This is a genomic window from Phytohabitans rumicis, from assembly GCF_011764445.1.
GTDB lineage: Bacteria > Actinomycetota > Actinomycetes > Mycobacteriales > Micromonosporaceae > Phytohabitans > Phytohabitans rumicis.
Map to the genome: position 1 here is coordinate 8,728,869 of NZ_BLPG01000001.1, position 21,560 is coordinate 8,750,428.

Below are 21,560 nucleotides of genomic sequence, written 5' to 3' on the forward strand. Positions count from 1 at the left end.
TACCGTTGCGCCTCATGGGTGTGTCGCAACGGTTGAAGAGCAGGATGCAGCGCTTTCTCCAGCGCCCGGGTACGACGGTCGACCTCGGCCCGCTGGAGAAGCAGTTGCCCAAGATCAGTGCACGTGCGGAGGAGCTGGCGGAGCTCTCCGACGCCGAGCTGACCGAGGCCGCCGGTGAGGCCACCGAGTACCACGACCTCTGTGCCTTCGGGCGCGAGGCGGCCAAGCGCGGCCTCGACCAGACGCCGTACGACGTGCAGCTGCTCGGCGCGATGGCGCTCCTGTCCGGCAAGGTCGCCGAGATGGCCACCGGCGAGGGCAAGACGCTGACCGCCGCGATCGCCGCGTACGGGCACGTCCGGCGCGGCAAGGGCCCGGTGCACGTGCTGACCGTCAACGACTACCTGGCCCGCCGCGACGCGCTCTGGATGGCGCCGGTCTACCGCCTGCTCGGCCTGTCCGTCGGCTGGGTCACCGAGGCGTCCAGCCACGACCAGCGCCGGGCCGCCTACGGCAACGACGTCACGTACGTCTCGGTCAGCGAGGCCGGCTTCGACTACCTGCGCGACCAGCTCGTCACCGACATCGACGACCGGGTGCAGCGCGAGCTGGCCACCTGCATCGTCGACGAGGCCGACTCCATCCTGATCGACGAGGCCCGGGTGCCGATGGTCCTCGCCGGCACCGTGCCCGGCGAGCAGGACCCGGTGCACGCCGCCGCCGCGCTGGTGAAGGGCCTGGTCAACAGGCGCCACTACGAGATCGCCGACGACGGCCGCAGCGTCGCGCTGACCGACCGCGGGCTGCGCGCCGTCGAGGCCAAGCTGGACGGCATCGACCTGTACGCCGACGAGAACGTCGAGCAGCTCTCCGCCATCAACGTGGCCCTGCACGCCCAGGCCCTGCTGCACCGGGACGTCGACTACATCGTGCGCAACGGCGCCGTGGAGCTGGTCGACGAGATGCGCGGCCGGGTGGCCCAGCGCCGCCGCTGGCCGGACGGGCTGCAGGCCGCTGTCGAGGCCAAGGAGGGGCTCAACGCGACCGCCGAGGGCGAGGTGCTCGACACCATCACCGTGCAGGCGTACATCGCGCTCTACAAGACGCTGTGCGGCATGACGGCGACGGCGGTGCTGGTGGGGCACGAGCTGCGCGAGTTCTTCAAGCTCGAGGTCGCGGTCATCCCGTCGAACACCCCGTGCATCCGGGTGGACGATCCGGACCGCATCTACGCCACCCAGGCCGAGAAGGAAGAGGCCCTGATCGAGGAGATCCGCATCAACCACGAGGCCGGCCGGCCCGTGCTCGTGGGCACCCTCGACGTCAAGGAGTCCGAGCAGCTCGCCGCCGGCCTCACCGCCGCCGGGATCGCGTGCGTCGTGCTCAACGCCAAGAACGACGAGGAGGAGGCGGCGATCATCGCGGAGGCCGGCACGCACGGCGCGGTGACCGTCTCCACCCAGATGGCCGGCCGCGGCGTCGACATCCGCCTCGGCGGCAGCGACCAGGCCGACTACGACCGGGTCAAGGAGCTCGGCGGGCTCTACATCATCGGCAGCGGCCGGCACGACAGCCGCCGGGTCGACGACCAGCTGCGTGGCCGCTCCGGCCGGCAGGGCGACCCCGGGCACTCGGTGTTCTTCGTGAGCCTGGAGGACGAACTGGTCGTCCGGCACGCGCCCGAGCTGATCCCGGGCTCGCCGAAGATGGACGCCGACGGCCTGGTGCACGACGAGACCGTCACGTACGCCGTCGAGCACGCCCAGCGGGTCGCCGAGGGCGTCAACCACGAGATCCACCGCAACACCTGGCGGTACAGCGTGGTGATCGAGCAGCAGCGCATCGCCCTCGCCGCGCGGCGCGAGCGGCTGCTGACCACCGAGGTGGCCACCGACCTGCTGCGCGACCGGTACGAGGAGAAGTGCGAGGACATCGACGAGGAGCTGCTGTCCCGGGTGGCCCGCTCGATCGCGCTCTACCACCTCGACCGGCTGTGGGCCGAGCACCTCGCCGAGCTGAACGAGGTGCGCGAGGGCGTACACCTGCGCGCGCTGGGGCGGCTGGACCCGCTGGACGAGTTCCACCGCTCGGCGGTGCCGGCGTTCAACGACCTGTTCCCGAAGATCGAGGCGCGCACGCTGGAGACGTTCGAGCAGACCGAGGTGACCGAGGACTGGCAGCCGGAGGGGTCCGACATGGTCCGGCCGAGCGCCACGTGGACGTACCTGGTGCACGACAACCCGTTCGGCTCCGAGCTCGACCGCCTGATCTCCGCGGTGGGCCGCCGGCTGTCCTCCTCCCGCTAAGCCGGCTCCCTCCCCGCCGTGGGCTGGGCGCGTCGGGCGCTGGGCTCGCCCGGCGCGCTGGGCTCGCCCGGCAGGCTGGGCGCGTCGATCAAGGCCCGTGCCGTCGATCAAGGGCGAATGGTCGTGGTTTGATCTCCGATCCACGGCCGTTTGCCCTTGATCGACGCGAAAGTCCTTGATCGACGTCGCCTGCGGGCGCCGCCCGGCGCCCATAGCATCGGACGCATGAGCACACACTTCGACGTGGTGGTCCTGGGCGCGGGTCCGGGTGGGTACACGGCGGCGGTCCGGTCCGCGCAGCTCGGGCTGTCGACGGCGGTGGTCGAGGAGCGCTACTGGGGCGGCGTCTGCCTCAACGTGGGCTGCATCCCGTCCAAGGCCCTGCTGCGCAACGCCGAGCTGGCGCACCTGTTCACCCAGGAGGCCGGCACCTTCGGCATCCAGGTGGACGGCACGGTCAGCTTCGACTACGGGGCGGCGTTCCAGCGCAGCCGCAAGGTCGCCGACGGCCGCGTCAAGGGCGTGCACTACCTGATGAAGAAGAACAAGATCACCCAGTACGACGCCCGCGGGGTGTTCACCGACCCGCACACGCTGCGCGTCGGCGAGCAGACCGTCACCTTCGACCACTGCGTTATCGCGGCCGGCGCGACCACCAAGCTGCTGCCCGGTACGCAGGTGAGCGAGCGCGTCGTGACGTACGAGGAGCAGATCCTCAGCGACACCCTGCCCGCCAGCGTCGTCATCGCCGGGGCCGGCGCGATCGGCGTGGAGTTCGCGTACGTCCTGCACAACTACGGCGTCAAGGTGACCATTGTGGAGTTCCTCGACCGCGTGGTGCCGCTGGAGGACGCCGAGGTCTCCGCCGAGCTGGCCCGCCGGTACAAGCGCCTGGGCATCGACGTGCTCACCTCCACGAAGGTCGAGTCGATCGAGGAGTCCGCATCGGGCGTGCGGGTCACCGTGTCCCGGGACGGTCAGCGGCAGGTGCTGGAGGCCGACAAGGTGTTGCAGGCGATCGGCTTCCAGCCCCGCGTCGACGGCTACGGGCTGGACAAGACCGGCGTACGCCGCACCGAGCGCGGCGCGATCGACGTCGACGGCCGGTGCCGCACCAGCGTGCCGCACATCTTCGCGATCGGCGACGTGACCGCCAAGCTGATGCTCGCCCACGCCGCCGAGGCCATGGGCATCATCGCCGCCGAGACGATCGCCGACGCCGAGACCATGGAGCTGGACTACACGATGATCCCGCGGGCCACGTACTGCCAGCCGCAGATCGCCAGCTTCGGCTGGACCGAGGCGCAGGCCCGGGAGAAGGGCTTCGACGTACGGGTCGCGAAGTTCCCGTTCACCGCGAACGGCAAGGCGCACGGCCTCGCCGACACGGCCGGCTTCGTCAAGATCTTGAGCGACGGTAAGTACGGCGAGCTGCTCGGCGCCCACCTCATCGGGCCGGACGTGACCGAGCTGCTGCCGGAGCTGACGCTGGCCCAGCAGTGGGACCTGACCGTGCACGAGGTCGCCCGTAACGTCCACGCCCACCCCACGCTCGGCGAGGCGGTCAAGGAGGCGATCCACGGCCTGGCCGGCCACATGATCAATATGTGACGGCTCAGGCCACGCCGGCCACCGCCGCGTCCCGGGCGCCGCGCCAGACCAGGCCGGCCTCGGCGTACCCGGCGGCGCGCAGCGTGTCCAGGTGCCAGGACACCGGGGGTGCGAACTCGGTGGCGTGCCGCTCGGCGAAGACCTTCTTGCGTTCGGGCAGGAGCGGGCCCAGCACCGGGTCGCCGCCCACGTGCTCCCACCAGTCCTCCCAGGACAGCACCGCGCCGGCGGCGTACCGGGCCCGGCGGCGGGCGTCGGACCGGTCGCCCAGCCGCGCGCTGAGGCCGGGCAGCCCGTCGTCGGGCATGTGGTCCGCGTTGACGAACACGCCTCCGGGCCGTAGCGCGCTGCGGATCTCGCCGTACAGGTCGGTCAACCGGTCCGCCGGCAACCAGTGCAGCGCCGTCGCGGTAAGCACCGCGTCAAACTCCCGGTGCGGCAACGCCGCCAGCCATTGCGGGGTACGCAGGTTCGCCGTCACCACCGTGGCCCGGTCATCGAGGGTGGCGCCGGCGATGTGCAGCAGCACCGGGTCGACGTCGAGCAGCGTGGTGGTGGCGTCGGGGAAGCGGCGCAGCACCCGCAGCGAGATCGACCCGGTGCCGCCGGCCAGGTCGAGCACCCGCGGCGGCCGCCCATCCGTGACCGCGTCGACCACCTCCAGCAGGGCGGCGAACCGCTCCTCCCGGTCCGGCAGGTACGCCTCCTGCTGCCGGTCCCAGCTCTCCTGCCACGCCGAAGCATCGAGTATGTAAGGACTCATACTCAGTAGACTAGTTACCGCCCGCCCTCGTGTCGAGGGCCGCCGCCCCAGCGTGTAGAGCGCCCCAGGGCCGGGAAGTTAAGAGACTCGGCGACTGTGTCGACTAGTTGCCCGCCCAGGGGCAACCATTCGCCACGATCGCGGCGCCCGTCCGGTATCAGCTGCCCGGGGTGTGAGCGCGGCCGCGTGGGGGTACCGACACGGTATGACGCTCGTGCGCACGGAACCCTGCGACAGCCACGGCCTCGCGGTGGTCCATCTGCACGGCGACGTCGACATCCAGAACGAGCGCAGCGTGGTGGCCGCGGTCGCGGCGGCCCTGGACGGCCCGGTACGCGAGGTCGTGGTCGACCTGACCAACGTGCCGTTCCTCGACTCCAGCGGCGTCCGGGCGCTGCTGCGGGGCCGGCAGGCGGCGGAGACCTACGGCGCGACGCTGCGGGTCCGCAACCCCCGCCGGATCGTCGACCAGATCCTGCGCATCACCGGCGTCGCGCCGCTCCTGGGCCTAGGGCCTGTTTCATGAGGGCTGGCCGGCCTGCGGCGGACCCAGACGACGCCCGGCTTGCCGGATCGCCGCCTGGGCCTCGCCTCGGCTCGACCGACCCTCATAAAACTCGACCGACCCTCATAGAACAGGCCCTGGGGCCTGTTTGAGCGCCCGCTAGTGCGCGACCGCGCGGTGGGCGGCGAGCACGTCGTCGCCGAAGTCGCTCCTCGGGCGCCGCATGACCGTGTGCGCGTGGTTTCCGTCGTCGCTCGTGTTGTCGTACTCGATCAGCAGGTCCTCGCCCTGGACCCGGTAGTAGTGCCTGGTGCCCGGCCCGGTCGGGCCCTCCCAGGCGAAGTGCCGCTCGCCGGCGGCGATCCGCGCGTGCTCGCGCGCGGCGAGCTCGGCCGGGAGCCGGTCCAGGTAGAGCGCGACCAGGGCGTCGAGCGTGGCGCGCGCGGACGGGCCGAGCCGGCTGGTGGGCACGCCGCGCGGCTCGATCGGGTCCGTGCGGCCGCGGGTCGCGCTGCGGATGTCGTCGGGCGCCCGGTCGGACACGATGGCCGCGCGCCGCCCCGCCGGCCCCATCGCCTCCAGCAGCGCCCGGCCCAGGTCCTCCTCGGCGGCGAGCGGCCGCAGCACGGTGCGGCCGGCGTGGCTGACCCGGTGCGGGTTGGCGCCCAGGAACACCGGCGCGGGCGACACCTGGGCGCCGGCCACCGTCATCGTCACCGACACGTGGTGCCCCTCGAACCGCCACGACCACGCCTCGTCACCCGGATCGCCGAAGACCGCCACCCAGTAGTCGTTGCTGTGCCGCCCGCGCGCCCACCCCTCGGCCCGGTCGAGCACCTCCTCCAGCGCCACGATCGCCATCGCCTGGGCGTACGCGTGCGGGCTCAGCGCCGTCGCCAGCAACCGGTGCGCGGCCTTGCGGCCGGCGCGGTCCAGGTCGGCCAGGCAGGCCCCGGGCCGCGCCCGCGGCCGATACTCGATCCAGCGCCGGGCCGCGTCGTCGCCGAAGCTCCGCCGGGCCAGGTCGCGCTGCTCACCGTCCAGCGCGGCCAGCAGCGCGACCGCGGCTTCGCGCATCTCATCTGGTACGCCCACCACATGACCTGTATACCCTGCTCCTACGACACTTCCCGTCGCATGAGCCGGATCAGCCCGGCGGCCAGCGGCAGCAGGACCCACACGCCCACCGACGTGCCCAGCTTGGCCCAGCCGGACCCGGTCATCGTGTCCTCGGCGAGCGGCTGCATGGTGACGCTCAGCTCCAGCCACTCGGCGGGGGTCCGCAGCGCCCCGATCATGCCGGTGAGCACGCCCCAGATCGACGGCAGCACGAAGAACATCACGATGGCGAGCGCCGAGTTCATCAGCAGCATGCCGAACGCGACGCCCATGACGACGTTGATGACCTGGAAGAGCACGGCACCGCCGAGCGCGGACGCGCCCAGGTGCCAGCTGCCGTCGCCGTCGGCCACCGCCATGCCGACCAGGTTGCCCACCGCCGCGAAGACCAGCCCGGCCGCGACCGACAGCGCCGCCAGTACGGCCGCGGCGAGCAGCTTCGCCGCGGCGACCCGCCACCGCTCCGGCACCAGGGTGAACGTGGTCAGCGCCCCGCGCTGCGTCCACTCGCTGGTGACGGACAGGATGCCCAGCACCGGCAGCAGGATCCCGGACGGCAGCAGCGTCGCCTGGAAGAGCGACTGGAACGTCAGGTCCGGCGCGTCCGCCACGAAGATGATCACGGTCACCAGCGCCGCGTACGCCAGCGCGACCACCGCCAGCAGCCAGAACCCGGCCCGGGTGTCGGCCATCTTGCGCAGTTCCACCATGGTCAGCGTGGTCATCGGGCGGTCTCCTTCGCGGTCAGTTCCAGGAAGAGTTCTTCCAGCCCGCCGCCGTCGGCGGGGCGCAGCTCCAGCAGCACCACGCCGGCCGCGGTGGCCACCCGGCCCACGGCCTCGGTGTCCGACTGCGTGGTCAGCGCGCCGTCGTGCTCCCGGGTGACCGGGACGCCGGCGGTGGTGAGCGCCCACTCCAGCTTCTCCGGCTCCAGCGCCCGTACCCGGGTGCCGGCACCGGCCAGCAGCTCCTCCTTGGTGCCGTCGGCCACGACCCGCCCGCCCCGATGACCACGAGCCGGTCGGCGACCGCCTCCACCTCGCGCAGCAGGTGGGACGAGAGCAGCACCGTGCCGCCCCGGTCGGCGAAGCCGCGCAGCACGCTGCGCATCCAGAAGATGCCCTCCGGGTCCAGGCCGTTCGCCGGCTCGTCGAGGATGAGCACGCGCGGGTCGCCCAGCAGTGCGTACGCCAGGCCGAGCCGCTGCCGCATGCCCAGCGAGTACGCCCGTACCCGCTTGCGGGCCGCGGCCGTGTCGAGCCCGACGAGGTCGAGCAGTTCGCCGACCCGGCCGCGGTCGACGCCCATGATCTGCGCGGCCAGGGCGAGGGTCTCCCGGCCGGTACGGCCCGGGTGCTGGGCGGACGCGTCGAGGAGCACCCCGACGTGCCGGCCCGGGTTGGGCAGCCGCCGGTACGGCACGCCGCCGACGGTCGCGCCGCCGGCGGTGGGCGGGGTGAGGCCGCAGATCATCCGCATCGTGGTCGACTTGCCGGCGCCGTTGGGCCCGAGGAACCCGGTCACCGTGCCCGGCTCACACCGGAACGAGACGTCGTCGACGGCCGTGTGCGGGCCGTACCGCTTGGTCAGGTGCTCCACACTGATCATGCGGTCGAGCGTGCGGCCTCGGGGTGCTCGGGCGCGTCGGCCCGAGGTCGGCGGCCCGCGACCGAGGTCTACGGCGTGGATTCGACTTTGGTTGGATGCCCGGCCGGGCGGACGGCCGTACCATTTTGATCATGAGTACGGAGTACCGCGCGCTGCTGCCCGGCTCCCTGCTCGCGGAGCCGGACCCGGACGCCGGTGGCGTCGCGCGGCGCACGCCGCGCGACTGGGTCGTGGACGTGCTCGTCTTCGTGCTGGCCGTGGGCGTGGCGCTCGCCATGGCGGCCATCGGCTACGAGGAGGGCGTCGACCCGGGGCGCAACACGCTCGACCTGCTCCTGGGCCTGCTGTCCTGCGGCGCGCTGTGGCTGCGCCGCCGCTGGCCGGTCGGCGTCGCGCTGGCGCTCAGCGCGGTCGGCGTGTACGCGGCGACCAGCATCGGCGCGGCCGTCGTCGGGTACTTCACGGTCGCCGTGCACCGGCGCTTCGCCGTCGCGGCGGCGGTGGGCGCGATCGGGTTCGCCGGTGGCTTCCTCTTCCCGCTCCTGCGGCCGGAGTGGGACAGCAGCCCGCTCTGGGTCGACCTGGCCTGGAGCGCGTTCGCGACGCTGCTGATCCTGGCGTGGGGGATGTTCGTGCGGGCCCGCCGGCAGTTGGTGATCTCGCTGCGCGACCGGGCCCACCGGGCCGAGGCCGAGCAGCAGCTGCGGGTGGCGCAGGCGCGGCAGCTGGAACGGGCCCGGATCGCGCGGGAGATGCACGACGTACTGGCGCACCGCATCTCGCTGCTGAGCCTGCACGCGGGCGCGCTGGAGTTCCGGCCGGACGCGCCGCCCGACGAGGTGGCTCGGGCGGCCGGCGTCATCCGGGAGAGCGCCCACCAGGCCCTGCAGGAGCTGCGCGAGGTGATCGGCGTGCTGCGCGACGACCCCGCCGACGAGGCGCCGGACCGCCCCCAGCCCACCCTCGCCGACCTGCCCGGCCTGATCGACGAGTCCCGCCTGGCCGGCATGCGGGTACGCCTCGACCGCCAGGTCGACGACCTCGCCGCCGTACCGGCCGGGGTGGGGCGCAACGCGTACCGGATCGTGCAGGAAGGACTCACCAACGCCCGCAAACACGCGTACGGTTCCACTGTGGACGTGACACTGTCGGGGGCGGCCGGCGACGGGCTGTCCGTCGAGGTGCGCAACCCGTGGCCGGTCGGCGTGCCGCTCGGCCCGGAGATCCCCGGCGCCGGCACCGGCATCGTCGGGCTGACCGAGCGCGCCACCCTGGTAGGCGGGCGGCTGGAGCACGGCCGTACGCCCTCCGGCGACTTCCGGCTGTGGGCGTGGCTGCCGTGGCCGGCGTGACCCCCGTACGCGTCCTGATCGTCGACGACGACGCGCTGGTCCGGGCCGGGCTGGCGATGATCCTCGGCGGTGCCCCGGACGTCGAGGTGGTGGGCGAGGCGGCCGACGGCGCCGAGGTGGCCGCCGCCGTCCGTACGCACACGCCGGACGTGGTGCTCATGGACATCCGCATGCCCAAACTCGACGGGCTGGCCGCCACCGAGGCGCTGCGCCGCCGCACCGACCCGCCCGACGTGATCGTGCTGACCACGTTCCACGCCGACGAGTACGTGCTGCGCGCGCTGCGGGCCGGCGCCAGCGGCTTCCTGCTCAAGGACACGCCGCCCGCCGAGATCCTGCGCGCCGTACGCCGGGTCGCGGCCGGCGAGCCGATCCTGTCCCCGGCGGTGACCCGGCAGCTCATCGCGCACGTCAGCGACACCGGCGCGGACGGCCGCCGCCGGCGCGCGCTCGCCCTGCTCGGCCGGCTCAGCGACCGGGAGCGCGAGGTCGCGGTGGCGGTCGGCCAGGGCCGCTCCAACGCGGAGATCAGCGGCGAGCTCTACATGAGCGTGGCCACCGTGAAGGCGCACGTCTCCCGCGTCCTGACCAAACTGGAGTTCAACAACCGCGTCCAGGTAGCCCTCCTGGCCCACGACGCCGGCCTCACCTGACGGCCCGGTGCGCGCCCGCGCCGTGCCATGCCCGTGCGTCGCGCGCCGTGCTCCGCGCGCCGTGCTCCGCGCGCCGTGCGTCGCGCGCCGTGCGTCGCGCGTCGATCAAGGGATTCGACGTCGATCAAGGGCAAACGGTCGTGGATCGGAGATCAAAGCGCGGCCATATGCCCTTGATCGACGCACAAGACCTTGATCGACGCGTAAGACCGCGCGGAGCACGGCGCACGGCGCAAGACCGCGCGGAGCACGGCGCACGGCGCAAGACCGCACGGCGTGGGGCGTGGGGCGTGGGGGCAACGGGGGATAGCGAGGCATGTAAGAATATCGATATGCGTACTGTGGCGGCTGCTCTTGGCGTACTCCTGGTGTTGGTGTCACCGGCGGCGGCGCCCGCCTCGTCCGGCGGCGGATGCGCCCGGCAGGCCCTGCTCTTCTGCGAGGACTTCGAGCGGCTGCCGGCCGGCGGCGCGGCCAGCCTGCGGTGGGGGATCGACACCAAGCACGGCACGCTGACGGTGGAGCGGCGCGGCGGCGGCAAGGTGCTGCGCGTGCACACGGAGGGCAACGGGCGGGCGTTCCTGAGGGTGGACGACTTCGCGGCGCCCGGCAACAGCTTCTTCGGGCGGATCCGGCTGCGGGTGTCGGCGTTTCCGACCGCGCCGGACTGGGCGCACTACACGCTGGTCGAGGCGACCGGCCAGGGCGCGGAGATCGTGCGCCCGCTCGGCGGGCAGTACGTGCCGACGCTGGACCGGGCGCTGTGGGGCGTGGGCGGGGACGGCGGCCCGACCGGTGACTGGACCAACTGGCGGGAGTCGGCGCCGTCGGTGGCCGCCCGCTGGCAGTGCGTCGAGTGGGAGGCGGACGCCTCCGACAACCGGATCTCGGTGTGGATCGACGGGGTGGCCCAGCCCGACCTGACCGTCACCACCACCCAGCACGGCGGCAACCCGGTCGACTTCGTGTTCCCGCGCTTCGACACCGTGAAGATCGGCTGGCAGCTCTACCAGGGCAACCCGACGCCCCCGGCGTACGACGTGCTGCTGGACGACATCGCGCTGGCCACTACCAAGATCGGCTGCTAGCTAGAGCGGGATCTCGCGGAGCCGGTTGATCTCGGCCTGCTGCTCGGCCGCGATGCCGGTGGCCAGCTCCTGGATCCGCTGGTCGACGCCGACCCGCAGCACGTCGGTGCACATGGTGATGGCGCCCTCGTGGTGGGCGGCCATCATGTCCACGAACATCTTGTCGAACGCGTCGCCGGTCAGGCCGGCGAGGCCGCGGATCGCCTCCGGCGGCTGCATGCCCTTCATGGCGCCGTGGTCGTGGCCGCCCTCGTCGGACTTCTCGCCGAGGCCGCGCTGCTGCAGCCAGGTGCGGAAGAACCGCACCTCGGGGCCCTGGGCGGCGGTGATCCGGTCGGCGATCGCGCGGATCTGCGGGTGCTTGGCCCGGGTCGGCGCGAGCGCGGCCATCTCCAGGGCCTGCTGGTGGTGCGGGATCATCATCCGGACGAACCACGTGTCCAGCGTGTTGTAGCGGGAGCCGTCCGGCGCCTTGACCTGGTCGGACGGCACAGTGGACGCGGACTCGCCGGGCCGGCCCGGCATGATGACCGGGATCGGCGAACCGGTGGGGGAGGCGGTCGCGGTCGGGCTCGCGGCCGGACGGTCCGGATCGGACGATCGCAGCGCCACGGCGACGATCACGCCGGCCAGCGCGACCGCCACGGCGGCAGCGATCGTATATCCGCGGCGCGTCACGATCATCGACCTCCCCCGTTACGGTGCGCGCGATAGTACCTTTCGCCGATGCCCATCGAAGTGACTGGGGTCACATCGACGGTTACGATGCGTCGGTAAGGTGTGCTCCATCCTCTATACCTTTCGGGAAACGGGGAAAAGCCATGACAAGACCGACCCCACAAGGGTTACGACGGCTGCGCGTCGTGGCCGTGGCATCGGTGGCACTCCTGCTCACCGGTGCCGTGGCCGCCACACCGAGCAGCGCCCAAGCGCCGACCGCCGCCGAGATCCCCGGCGTCGACGAGATCGTCAGCAGCGACAACATCCGCCAGCTCGTCAACGTGCCGCAGCCCGGCCCGCTGGCGGGCGCCATCACCTCGGACATCGCCTTCCAGGGGAAGTACGCGTACCAGGGCAACTACAACGGGTTCGCGATCTACGACCTCAGCAGGCCGAGCGCGCCGAGCGTGGTCGCCACGGTGTTCTGCCCGGGCGGCCAGAACGACGTCTCGGTCTACAACGACCTGCTCTTCCTGTCCACCGACTCCTCCCGCAGCGACGACTCGTGCAACAGCACGGGCCAGTCGGCCACGATCAAGGAGTCGTGGGAGGGCATCAGGATCTTCGACATCAGCGACAAGACCAACCCGCGGTACGTCAAGTCCGTCGAGACCAACTGCGGCTCGCACACCCACACGATCGTGCCGACCAAGAACGGCCGCACCGTGTACGTGTACGTGTCGTCGTACTTCCCGTCGGCGACGTTCCCGGACTGCCTGCCGCCGCACGACCTGATCTCGATCGTCAAGGTGCCGGTCAAGTCGCCGACCGACGCCGCCGTGGTGGCCACGCCCAACCTGTTCCCGGGTGACACCGGCAACGGGCCGGGCACCACCAGCAGCAACACGACCGGCTGCCACGACATCACCGCGTACCCGTCGAAGGACATCGCGGCCGGCGCGTGCATGGGTGACGGCATCCTGCTGGACATCTCCAAGCCGGAAGCGCCCAGGGTGATCAACCGGGTGCGCGACCTGGAGAACTTCTCGTTCTGGCACTCGGCCACGTTCAACAACTCCGGCACCAAGGTCATCTTCACCGATGAGCTGGGTGGCGGCGTGGGTGCGGAGTGCACCGCGGCCATCGGGCCCACCAAGGGCGCCGACGCGATCTACGACATCAAGGGCTGGGGCGACCGCCGCCGGCTCGAGTTCAAGAGCTACTTCAAGATCCCGCGGGTGAACGCGGACACCGAGAACTGCGTGGCCCACAACGGTTCGCTGATCCCGGTGCCCGGCCGCGACATCATGGTCCAGGCGTGGTACCAGGGCGGCATCTCGGTCTGGGACTTCACCAACTCGTCCCGGCCCAAGGAAATCGCGTGGTGGGAGCGGGGTCCGCTGTCGGCGACCACGTTGACGCTCGGCGGATCGTGGTCGGCGTACTACTACAACGGCTACATCTACTCCAGCGACATCGTGAAGGGCCTCGACGTCCTGCAGGTGCGGGACTGGCGGCTCTTCGGCGCCGAGTTCAACAGGTTCCACCGGCTCAACGCGCAGTCGCAGACGCGCTACTGACGCCGTAGGGGCACCGCGTGGGCCCGGCCGCCGAGGGGCGGCCGGGCCTGCTCGTTTGCTCACGTATTCACATCCATGATTCAATAGCCGCGCGCGTGCTGGCTTGCGAGTGGCCTTTCTCGACCGCGATGGCGCGCCGGGTGTGGGTGTCAACGGGCGACACCCCCGGCGAGTGCCGTTGACGACTCTTGCGACGAAAGGCAACGATGTGAAAGCGAAACGCAGGTTGGCGGTGCTTGTCGCCGCCGCGCTGGTGGGTAGCGGGATCCCGCTGCTCATCAAACCCACCCCCGCGCTGGCGCACGGCGCGTTCGTGTCTCCGCCCACCCGCACGTACACGTGCTATCTGGACGGTAAGGCGAACGGCAACGGCGACCTCAATCCGACCATTCCGGCCTGTGTGGACGCCGTGGCCCAGGGCGGCAAGCAGCCGCTGTGGGACTTCTACGCCATCCTCCAGAGCAACGCCGCAGGCCAGCACCGGACGATCATCCCGGACGGCCAGCTCTGCGGCGGCGGCACCACGAAGTACGCGGCCTACAACGCGGCGCGGGCCGACTGGCCGGTCACCCAGCTCCAGTCCGGCGCCACGATGACGTTCCGCTACAACGCGTGGGCGCCGCACCCGGGCACCTGGTACCAGTACATCACCCGGGACGGGTTCGACCCGACCCAGCCGCTGCGCTGGTCCGACCTGGACGCCACGCCCTTCGACCAGGTCACCAACCCGCCGCTGGGCAGCGGGACGTCGGGCGCCGAGTACTCCTGGACCGCCCGGCTGCCCAACAAGACGGGCCGCCACATCATCTACTCGATCTGGCAGCGCTCGGACAGCCCAGAGGCGTTTTACAACTGCGTCGACGTGCAGTTCGGTGGGACGACGCCGACCACCCCGCCGACGACCCCGCCCACGACGCCTCCCACCACTGCGCCGACGACGCCACCCACCACGCCGCCCACCACCGCGCCCACGAGCGGCCCGGCCACGTGTACGGCGACGGTGCGCACCGTGAGCCAGTGGAGCGGCGGCTTCCAGGGCGAGGTGACCGTCCGCAACAACAGCACCGCCGCGGTCAACCCGTGGACGGCCACGTGGACCATGCCGGCCGGCGCGACGATCAACAGCGGCTGGAACGCCACGGTCACCCAGAGCGGCACCACGGTGACCGCCGCGGCGCCGAGCTGGAGTACCAGCCTGGCAGCCGGTGCGTCGGCGACCATCGGCTTCGTCAGCAGCGGCTCCCCCGGCCCCACAGGCGTACGCCTAAACAACGCTGTCTGCACCTAGCGTTCACCGGTTAGGAAGGGCCCCCTGCTATGCGGAAAGCGATAGCAGGGGGCCCTTCCTTGCATCCGGACGCAACCGCGGACCCCGCCGCATCCGTTAAGGGGGTGTGGATTCGGAGTACGTGGAGTTCGTGTCGGCACGATTGGCCAGGTGGCACCGCGCGGCGTACCTGCTGTGCGGTGACGAGCACCGGGCCGACGATCTGGTGCAGACCACTGTCACGAAGCTCTACGTGCACTGGGATCGCGCGCAGAAGGCGGACAATCTCGACGGGTACGTGCACCGGATGCTGGTGCGGTCGTACATCGACGAGCGTCGCCTGGCCTGGTCGAAGGTGTGGCTCATGTCGGCCACCCCGGAGCGGGGTGACCTGGGCGAGTCCGGTGTGGAGACCCGCGACCTGGTAGTCCGGGCGCTGGCCGACCTGCCCAAGGGGCAGCGGACGGTGCTGGTCATGCGGTTCCTCTGTGACATGCCCGTGGAGAGCGTCGCGGCGGCGATGCGCTGCTCGACCGGCAACGTCAAGGCACAGACCTCCCGGGGCTCGCGACACTGCGCGAGCGTCTCGGGGACACGCCCTTCGTGGCAGCGCGGGACGGCAACGGGAGGGAACCGGCGTGAGGAGCGACATCGAGGACCGGGCGAACGACGTACGCGTGCTGCTGGAGACGGCTCGGGTGCCGGACCCGCGCGCGGACCTGGCGCGCGCGATGGCGGCGGGCGTCACCGTGCGGCGGCGCCGCCGGTACCTCGCGGTGGCGACCGCGACGGTGGTGGCGGCGGTCGCCGCCGCGTCGGTCAGTCAGGCCCTGAACACGACCGGGAACGACCGGACGGCGCCGCCCATCGGCGACGCGGTCACCGCCACGCCGGCCCCGTTCGCCTCGTGCACGGTACGGAAGCTGGCGGCGCCGGCCGGTGTGGGGACGCTCACCGGGCGGGTGGCGGCCGACCCCACGGGCCGGTATGCGGTCGGGGGCGTGGTCACGAAGGACGGTCGCACGATGGTGGTGCGCTGGACGGACGGCACGCCCGAGGTGCTGAAGGTGCCGGCCGAGGCGGTCGACGCGGTCGCGGTCAACGCCTCCGGCACCGTGGTCGGGACGGCCGTCACCCCGGCGAGCGGAGAGCAGTTCGCGTGGGTGCTGGACGGCGGCGGCGATTTCCGCAAGCTGCCACTGGTGTCGAAGACGGGCCCGGTGACGCCGTACGCGATCAACGCGCGCGGCGACGTGGTCGGCGACGCGGTGCGCGGCGAACGGACGGTCGTGGTGCTCTGGCCGGCCGCCGAGCCGAAGCGGGCGGTCGTGCTGGACGCCCCCGACAACGCCCGGGCGACGGGCATCGCCGACGACGGGACGGTGGTCGGCGCGCTGGGCAGCGGCACCCTGCCGTACGCGTGGGGGCCGGACGGGAACGGCCGCCGGCTGGCGCTGCCGGAGGGCGCGGACACCGGCCGGGTGCTGGCCGTACGCGGGCAGTGGGCCGCCGGCTGGGTCGGCGCCGCGCCGGACGAGACCGCGCCGCCGCAGGCCAGCGACAAGGGCTTCACCGGCATCGACCCGCTGCTCCCGCTGGGCAACGACAATGTCCGCCGGATGGCGGCCCGCTGGAACCTGGCGACCGGCGACGTCGACGTCTGGCCGGACCGGTCCGAGCCGGCGATCGCGGTGAACTCCTCGGGCTGGGTGGTGCTGCCCGCGCCCGATGGGGGAGCGGCGCAGGTGGCCCGCGACGGCGCCCCGGTCACCCTGCCCGGCTCGGAGGCGGCCTACCCGGTGTCCCTCAGCGACGACGCCCGCGTCCTGTACGGGCTGCGCGCCCTCGTGATCGAGCCCACGCCGGTCCGGGGATCGTCGTCGAGAAGTTGGCCGACCCGCTCGTCTGGAGCTGCTAGGTCAGCTCGAACAGGTCGCGCAGGGCCGAGTCGAGCCGGGCCAGGCTGGCGCCGGTGATCATGCCGAGCCGTTCGGCGCCGGCGGCCGCCGGCAGGCGGCGCATCCGGTTGACCACCACGACGCCGGACACCGGGTCGGTCTCGGACAGCGGCACCGCGAACGGTGGCAGGTCCGTGGTGCCCCGCTGCCGGACCACGGGCGCGCAGTACGGCGCGGCGTTGGGGCGTTCGTTGTGCGTATCGCCGGAGAGCACGACGACCCGGTAGCGCAGGTCGGCCCGGTCGCCGATGGTCCAGACCTCGCCGCGGTTCACGGGCAGATGGTACGCCCGCCCTAGCGGCGGGGCACGCGCGAGATCCGCTCGCGGATGTCGGTGAAGTGGTCGGCCATCGCCGCGGCGAGCACTTCGGGGTCGCCGCCGCGCAGCGCGGTCAGGATCGCCCGGTGCGCGGCCGCCGCCGCTTCCGGCTTGTCTTCGGTACGCGGGAGCTGCGCGTTGACCTTGTCGAAGACGCTCCAGAAGACCCGCAGCAGGTCGCTGATCAGGTCGTTGCGCAGCGGCTGGTAGAGCGTCTTGTGGAAGAGCCAGTCCGCTTCCGGGGAGTAGTGCCCCTGGGCGGCCTCCCGTTCCATCGTGGACACGGCGTTTTCCAGCGTGTCGATGTCGGCGTCGTCGATCTGGGCCAGCACCTGGCGTACCAGGCCGGTCTCCAGCACCTCGCGGATCTGCACCAGGTCGCCGATGTCGCGCAGGTCACCGTGCAGGGACAGGTGGCTGTGGAAGGTCAGGCCGGCTTCGAGCGGCGAGAACGAGGGGGTGCCGACGTACGTGCCGAGACCGTGGCGGATGTCCACGATGCCGAGCGCCTGCAGCGCCTTGATCGCCTCGCGCAGCGGGTGCCGGCTGACCGACAGCTCGGCCATCAGCTCGCTCTCGGTGGGCAGCAGGGAGCCAGGAGCCAGTCCGCGCCGGACGATCAGGTCCTTGATCGCTTCTTGCAGCGCCCGCTGGTTTTCGCTGGCTCCCCGCCGCGGGTGGGTCATGGTGCTCCTCTAGCAAGTCATAGGACGTCCGAGGTTACCCTATCGAATGTCCTGGATGGCGATCCGGCGGAAGGCTATCCTCTCGTACGTCCCCCAGTCACCGGTCTCGTACAGCACGCCGATGCTGGTGTGGCCCAACTGGACGAGGTCCGAGTAGCCCGCCGGCAGCCCCGAAAGGGCCAGCGCCGGCCGCCAGGTGGCCCCCTGGTCGGTGCTCACCCGCAGCGTCAGCGCCGCCCGGGCCGCGGGGTCGGCCGGACCGGCGAAGAGCAGGGCGGCGCCCGGCCCGGCGAGCTGCAGCACGCTGCCCTGCACGACCGGCCCGGCGAGGGTGGCCTGCGGCCGGTACGGGGCCTCCAGCGTCGCGCCACCGTCCCGGCTGTACGCGTCCGCCCGGGTGCCCGGCCCGGTGCCGTTGTGCTCGCGGGTGTTCAGGTAGAGCCGGCCGTCCGGCAGCTCGGCCACCGTGGTCTCGTTGACGTTGAGGTACCCGTTCGGGTTGTCGTCCACCGCGCCGATCCGCCAGGTCTGGCCGCCGTCGTCGCTGTAGAGCGTGTGCCCGCCGTAGTACTTGGCCTCGACGCCGGTGTCCGCCGAGCCGGCCGGCGGGGCGATGGAGTGGTTGGCCGGGATGACCAGGCGGTCCCGGTGCGGCCCGCGGGCCAGCCGGACCCCGTGCACCGGGCCGGTGGCGTACCAGCGCCAGTTCTCCGCCTTGGCGCTCGCGGTGATCTCCCGCGGCGCCGACCACGTCGTACCCTCGTCGTCGCTGGACTGGACGAAGACCCGGCGGCTCTGGTCGGCCGGGACCTCGCCGCGCATGATCGTGGCCTCCGTCGCGGTCCCGCCGTTGTACGTCGAAAGCAGCACCACCCGGCCGCTCGCGGTGACCACCGGTGCGGGGTTGCCGGACGTGTTGGCGCCGCTGTCCGCGACCACCGTCAGGGGCCCCCAGGTGCAGCCGCCGTCGGTGGACCGGCGCAGCACGAGGTCGATGTTGCCGGCGTCGCCGAGCCCGCCGACCCGGCCCTCGGCGAAGGCCAGCAGCGCGCCGGACCGGGTGGCGACGACGGCCGGGATGCGGAACCCGCTGTACCCCTCGGTCCCGGCGGTGTACGGCACCGACTCGGCGCAGGTGGGACGCTCCGCCGGCGTGGCCGGTGGGGCGCACGCGGTGGCCAGCAGGGCCACGCCACCCAGGAGGGCAAGTCTCATGTTCGTCTCCGCTCGTGGATCAGACATAGGACGTCCGCTGTTGCGGAGACGTTAAGGGCGTGTGACGGCGCCAGTCAAGGAGGTTCGGTTCGCCCGGGGCTGGGTAAGGCGGCCTGAACTGGCCTTTCGACCGGAGGAGTTCACGATGCTCACCTTGACCGACAACGCGGTGGAAGTGATCCGCAACCTGACCGACCAGCCACAGGTGCCCGAGGGGGCCGGCCTGCGCATCGCCACCGACGCGACCGCGGGCTCGCTCATGCTCAGCCTGGCCGCCGAGCCCATGGAGGGCGACAAGGTCGTCGACGAGGCCGGGGCCCGGCTGTTCCTGGAGTCCGAAGCGGCGCGCATCCTCGATGACAAGGCGCTCGACGCCAACGTGGACGCCAATGGCGCCGTGCAGTTCGCCGTGGGCGAGCAGCCTGGTTGACGGTGAAGCGGGGGCGCTCCGCTGGTGCAGCGGTGCCCCCGCTGCCGCTTTCCGGACGACAGAAACCCCCTAGGGCTGCCTCGCCGAAGGTTGACACTGACTCGGGTCTATGTAACAAACTTGAAACGTAGCCTCGAATCTCGGCGATCCAGCCGGTAGCCGGGAGAGCGGCTGCCTGGGGAGGCCGGCAATGCGACAGGTACCGCCGTCCAGCGGGCGCCTCGTCAGGGTGGCGATCCGCTCCCATAAGCGAATCTTTCGGGACACACTCACGGTCTGCCTGGCCGGGCAGCCCGATTTCACCGTCGTGGGTCACGTCGCCGACGACGCCGCCCTGCTCGGCCTCTGCGACCTGTGCGGCCCCGACCTGATCCTGTACGACGCCGGTGCCGTCGTGGGGGAGGCCCTACGGGCTTTGCGTACCGTGCGTGACCGCCACGAACGCATCCGCGTGATCGTCCTCTACGAGCGGCTGTCCTCCGCCGAGCTGGCCGCCAGCCGGCAGGCCGGCGTGGACACGCTGATCCCGAGCTCGCACGGCCTCGACGCGCTGCTCATGCTGCTGCACCAGCACGTCGACGCGCTGCGCTTCGGGGTACCGGTGCCGGCCCCGGGCGGGCTCAGCGCCCAGGAACGGGAGATCATCACACTGACCGCCGCCGGCCACCCGGTGTGCCGCGTCGCCGAGCTGCTCAACATGACCCCGTTCGCGGTGGAAAACTGCAAGCGGCGCATCTACCAGAAGCTCGCCGTGACCAGCCAGAGCCACGCCATCGCCCGCGCCATCACCCTCGGGCTGGTCAACCGCGCGCCCCTGCCCCGCCCCCGGGTGTACGCCTCGGGCGGCCTGACCCTCGTCGTCCTCTGTGGACCCGACGTGCCCGCCCGGTATGACGTCGCCGTGGCGCTGCTCGCCCAGCGCATCCCGTTCGTGACCGACGGCGGCTCCGGTGGCGGGCTGGACCTGTGGGACCACGCCGGCTCCGGCACCGTCCCCGTGGTCCTCGTCGACCCCGCCGTCGAGGACTGGCAGCGGCTCGGCGACTCCCGCGTACCGGTCATGGTGGTCTGCTCCAAGCCGATGAGCCGTGGCGAGACCCTCGACGCGCTGGGGCGGGGCGCGGTCGCGATCGTCGCCGCGGAGCGCGTCAGCGAGGCCCTCGTGCCCGCCCTCACCCTCGCCGCCGCCGGCCACCTGATCATCGACCCCACCGCGGCCAACTGGGTCCTCGCCGCCGCCGGCACCCACGCGGGCGAGCCGGAAAGCGGCCTGCCCGAGCTGACCACCCGCGAGGGCGACATCCTGCGCTCGATCGCGGCCGGCCACAGCGTACGGCAGACGGCCCGGTCGCTCGGCATCGCCGAAAAGACCGTCGAGAACACCCAGGCGCGCCTGTTCCGCAAGCTGGGCGCCCGCAACCGCGCCGGCGCCCTGGCCACCGCCCACGCGCTCGGCATGCTGGAGCTCCTCAACCCCTAACCGTGCGGGTGGGGGTGAGGTAGCCGCCCATGGTGCGGAAGTATTCGAGCGCGGGCACGTCGGTGCCGTCGTCGAGGCGTACCCGCTTGATGAGCAGGCCGTGGTTGCGGCCATGGCGCGCGTCGGCGCCCGCGACGATCACGACGCCGTCGCCCTCGCGGATGAAGATCCGGCCGGGCGTGCCGCCGTAGCGGCCGTCGGAGACGGCGGCGGCCAGGATCCGCACCCGCTCGCCGCGGTGGTACGTGAACGCGTTCGGGTACGGGTCGGACTGCGCCCGGATCAGGCGTTCGAGGTCCTGCGCCGGCCAGTTCCAGTCGACGCGGCTGTCCTCGATGGAGCGCTTGTGGAAGAAGCTGGCCCGCGAGCGGTCCTGCTTGACCCAGTCGGTACGCCCCGAGGCGATCAGCGCCAGCCCGTCCACGGTGATCGGGCCGAAGAGCTCCAGCGTCTTGTGGAACAGGTCGGTCGCGGTGTCGGTGGGTTCGACGGGCACGGCGCGCTGGAGCACGATGTCGCCGGCGTCCAGCTCACCGTCCATCATGTGCGCGGTCACCCCGACCCGCTCCTCCCCGTTGATCAGGGCCCAGATGAGCGGGGAGAAGCCGGCGTACGCGGGCAGCAGCGAGTCGTGCACGTTGAGGGTGCCGAGGCGGGGCAGCGCGAAGATCTCCGGCGGGATCCAGGTGCGCCAGTTGGTCGCGACGATGACGTCCGGGTTGACCTCGCGCAGCCGTTCCACCAGGCTGTCGTCGGGGCGGTTGCGGATCTCCACGGGTACGCCGTGCTTCTCGGCCAACTCGGCGACGGAGTCGTCCCAGATCTTCTCGTACGCGTGATCGCTCTTGGGATGGGTGACCGCGAGGACGACCTCGTGGTCGGAGTCGAGCAGGGCCTGCAGGGTGCGGTGACCCCAGGTCTGGTACCCGAACATAACGACCCGCATTGACGACCCTCCAC

At 72.0% G+C, this 21,560-nt stretch carries 19 protein-coding genes and 2 pseudogenes; 12 read left to right on the forward strand and 9 right to left on the reverse strand.

The annotated features are described in order from the left end of the window. Positions 1 to 14: 14 nt before the first annotated feature. Entirely contained in the window at positions 15 to 2,306 is a 2,292-nt protein-coding gene (secA2, locus tag Prum_RS39610; protein ID WP_173082036.1) for an accessory Sec system translocase SecA2, read from the forward strand. Between the two features lie 225 nt (positions 2,307 to 2,531). Further along, positions 2,532 to 3,917, forward strand: coding sequence for a dihydrolipoyl dehydrogenase (lpdA, locus tag Prum_RS39615; RefSeq protein ID WP_173082038.1), 1,386 nt, complete (start codon positions 2,532 to 2,534; stop codon positions 3,915 to 3,917). A gap of 4 nt (positions 3,918 to 3,921) precedes the next feature. Here lpdA and Prum_RS39620 read toward each other — a convergent pair whose 3' ends face one another. Continuing rightward, positions 3,922 to 4,680 (reverse strand): class I SAM-dependent methyltransferase, encoded by a 759-nt coding sequence (locus Prum_RS39620; protein ID WP_173082040.1) that lies wholly within the window; start codon positions 4,678 to 4,680, stop codon positions 3,922 to 3,924. Positions 4,681 to 4,885: 205 nt separating this feature from the next. Here Prum_RS39620 and Prum_RS39625 point away from each other — a divergent pair, with 205 nt between their 5' ends. Continuing rightward, positions 4,886 to 5,206: an STAS domain-containing protein gene (locus Prum_RS39625; RefSeq protein ID WP_173082042.1), complete on the forward strand. Its 321-nt coding sequence runs from the start codon at positions 4,886 to 4,888 to the stop codon at positions 5,204 to 5,206. Between the two features lie 138 nt (positions 5,207 to 5,344). Here Prum_RS39625 and Prum_RS39630 read toward each other — a convergent pair whose 3' ends face one another. The 3 genes and pseudogenes from Prum_RS39630 to Prum_RS39640 all read right to left on the reverse strand — a co-directional run bounded on the left by Prum_RS39630 (position 5,345) and on the right by Prum_RS39640 (position 7,912). Further along, positions 5,345 to 6,262 (reverse strand): DUF3500 domain-containing protein, encoded by a 918-nt coding sequence (locus Prum_RS39630; protein WP_173084688.1) that lies wholly within the window; start codon positions 6,260 to 6,262, stop codon positions 5,345 to 5,347. Positions 6,263 to 6,303: 41 nt separating this feature from the next. Next, complete coding sequence (locus tag Prum_RS39635) at positions 6,304 to 7,029, reverse strand: ABC transporter permease (RefSeq protein ID WP_173082044.1); 726 nt, start codon at positions 7,027 to 7,029, stop codon at positions 6,304 to 6,306. Beyond that, positions 7,026 to 7,912 (reverse strand): annotated as a pseudogene (locus Prum_RS39640) (ABC transporter ATP-binding protein). The gene Prum_RS39635 and the pseudogene Prum_RS39640 overlap by 4 nt, the downstream one beginning before the upstream one ends. Positions 7,913 to 8,043: 131 nt before the next feature. Here Prum_RS39640 and Prum_RS52755 point away from each other — a divergent pair. The 3 genes from Prum_RS52755 to Prum_RS39650 all read left to right on the forward strand — a co-directional run bounded on the left by Prum_RS52755 (position 8,044) and on the right by Prum_RS39650 (position 11,005). Beyond that, positions 8,044 to 9,264: a sensor histidine kinase gene (locus tag Prum_RS52755; RefSeq protein WP_246278413.1), complete on the forward strand. Its 1,221-nt coding sequence runs from the start codon at positions 8,044 to 8,046 to the stop codon at positions 9,262 to 9,264. Continuing rightward, positions 9,252 to 9,917: a response regulator transcription factor gene (locus Prum_RS52760; RefSeq protein ID WP_371871414.1), complete on the forward strand. Its 666-nt coding sequence runs from the start codon at positions 9,252 to 9,254 to the stop codon at positions 9,915 to 9,917. Before Prum_RS52755 ends, Prum_RS52760 begins: the two co-directional genes overlap by 13 nt. Before the next feature lie 332 nt (positions 9,918 to 10,249). Then, on the forward strand, positions 10,250 to 11,005 hold the full coding sequence (locus Prum_RS39650) for a hypothetical protein (RefSeq protein ID WP_173082046.1): 756 nt from the start codon (positions 10,250 to 10,252) through the stop codon (positions 11,003 to 11,005). Here Prum_RS39650 and Prum_RS39655 read toward each other — a convergent pair whose 3' ends face one another. Next, positions 11,006 to 11,689, reverse strand: a complete 684-nt coding sequence (locus tag Prum_RS39655; protein WP_246278415.1) for a DUF305 domain-containing protein — start codon at positions 11,687 to 11,689, stop codon at positions 11,006 to 11,008. Between the two features lie 137 nt (positions 11,690 to 11,826). Between Prum_RS39655 and Prum_RS39660 the strand changes: the two genes are divergently transcribed. From Prum_RS39660 to Prum_RS39670, 4 genes and pseudogenes are all read left to right on the forward strand, one after another. Continuing rightward, positions 11,827 to 13,245, forward strand: a complete 1,419-nt coding sequence (locus Prum_RS39660; RefSeq protein WP_173082048.1) for an LVIVD repeat-containing protein — start codon at positions 11,827 to 11,829, stop codon at positions 13,243 to 13,245. 232 nt (positions 13,246 to 13,477) lie between these two features. Next, positions 13,478 to 14,533, forward strand: a complete 1,056-nt coding sequence (locus tag Prum_RS39665) for a lytic polysaccharide monooxygenase auxiliary activity family 9 protein (protein WP_173082050.1) — start codon at positions 13,478 to 13,480, stop codon at positions 14,531 to 14,533. 130 nt (positions 14,534 to 14,663) lie between these two features. Continuing rightward, positions 14,664 to 15,029 (forward strand): annotated as a pseudogene (locus Prum_RS52765) (sigma factor); the annotation flags it as partial. Positions 15,030 to 15,150: 121 nt separating this feature from the next. Further along, positions 15,151 to 16,488, forward strand: coding sequence for a hypothetical protein (locus Prum_RS39670; protein ID WP_246278416.1), 1,338 nt, complete (start codon positions 15,151 to 15,153; stop codon positions 16,486 to 16,488). Here the strand turns inward: Prum_RS39670 and Prum_RS39675 are convergent. Genes Prum_RS39675 through Prum_RS39685 form a run of 3 tightly spaced genes read right to left on the reverse strand, consistent with a single transcriptional unit; the run spans position 16,427 to position 18,690 of the window. Further along, positions 16,427 to 16,744 (reverse strand): type II toxin-antitoxin system PemK/MazF family toxin, encoded by a 318-nt coding sequence (locus Prum_RS39675; RefSeq protein ID WP_173082052.1) that lies wholly within the window; start codon positions 16,742 to 16,744, stop codon positions 16,427 to 16,429. The genes Prum_RS39670 and Prum_RS39675 overlap by 62 nt on opposite strands. A gap of 20 nt (positions 16,745 to 16,764) precedes the next feature. Beyond that, positions 16,765 to 17,475, reverse strand: coding sequence for a FadR/GntR family transcriptional regulator (locus tag Prum_RS39680; RefSeq protein WP_173082054.1), 711 nt, complete (start codon positions 17,473 to 17,475; stop codon positions 16,765 to 16,767). A 39-nt stretch (positions 17,476 to 17,514) separates the two neighbouring features. After that, complete coding sequence (locus Prum_RS39685; protein WP_173082056.1) at positions 17,515 to 18,690, reverse strand: sialidase family protein; 1,176 nt, start codon at positions 18,688 to 18,690, stop codon at positions 17,515 to 17,517. A 145-nt stretch (positions 18,691 to 18,835) separates the two neighbouring features. Between Prum_RS39685 and Prum_RS39690 the strand changes: the two genes are divergently transcribed. Next, positions 18,836 to 19,120, forward strand: a complete 285-nt coding sequence (locus Prum_RS39690) for an adhesin (protein WP_173082058.1) — start codon at positions 18,836 to 18,838, stop codon at positions 19,118 to 19,120. Positions 19,121 to 19,310: 190 nt separating this feature from the next. Beyond that, complete coding sequence (locus tag Prum_RS39695) at positions 19,311 to 20,600, forward strand: LuxR C-terminal-related transcriptional regulator (protein ID WP_173082060.1); 1,290 nt, start codon at positions 19,311 to 19,313, stop codon at positions 20,598 to 20,600. Here the strand turns inward: Prum_RS39695 and Prum_RS39700 are convergent. After that, entirely contained in the window at positions 20,590 to 21,546 is a 957-nt protein-coding gene (locus Prum_RS39700; protein WP_173082062.1) for a methionyl-tRNA formyltransferase, read from the reverse strand. The two genes, Prum_RS39695 and Prum_RS39700, sit on opposite strands and share 11 nt — an antisense overlap. Between the last annotated feature and the right edge of the window lie 14 nt (positions 21,547 to 21,560).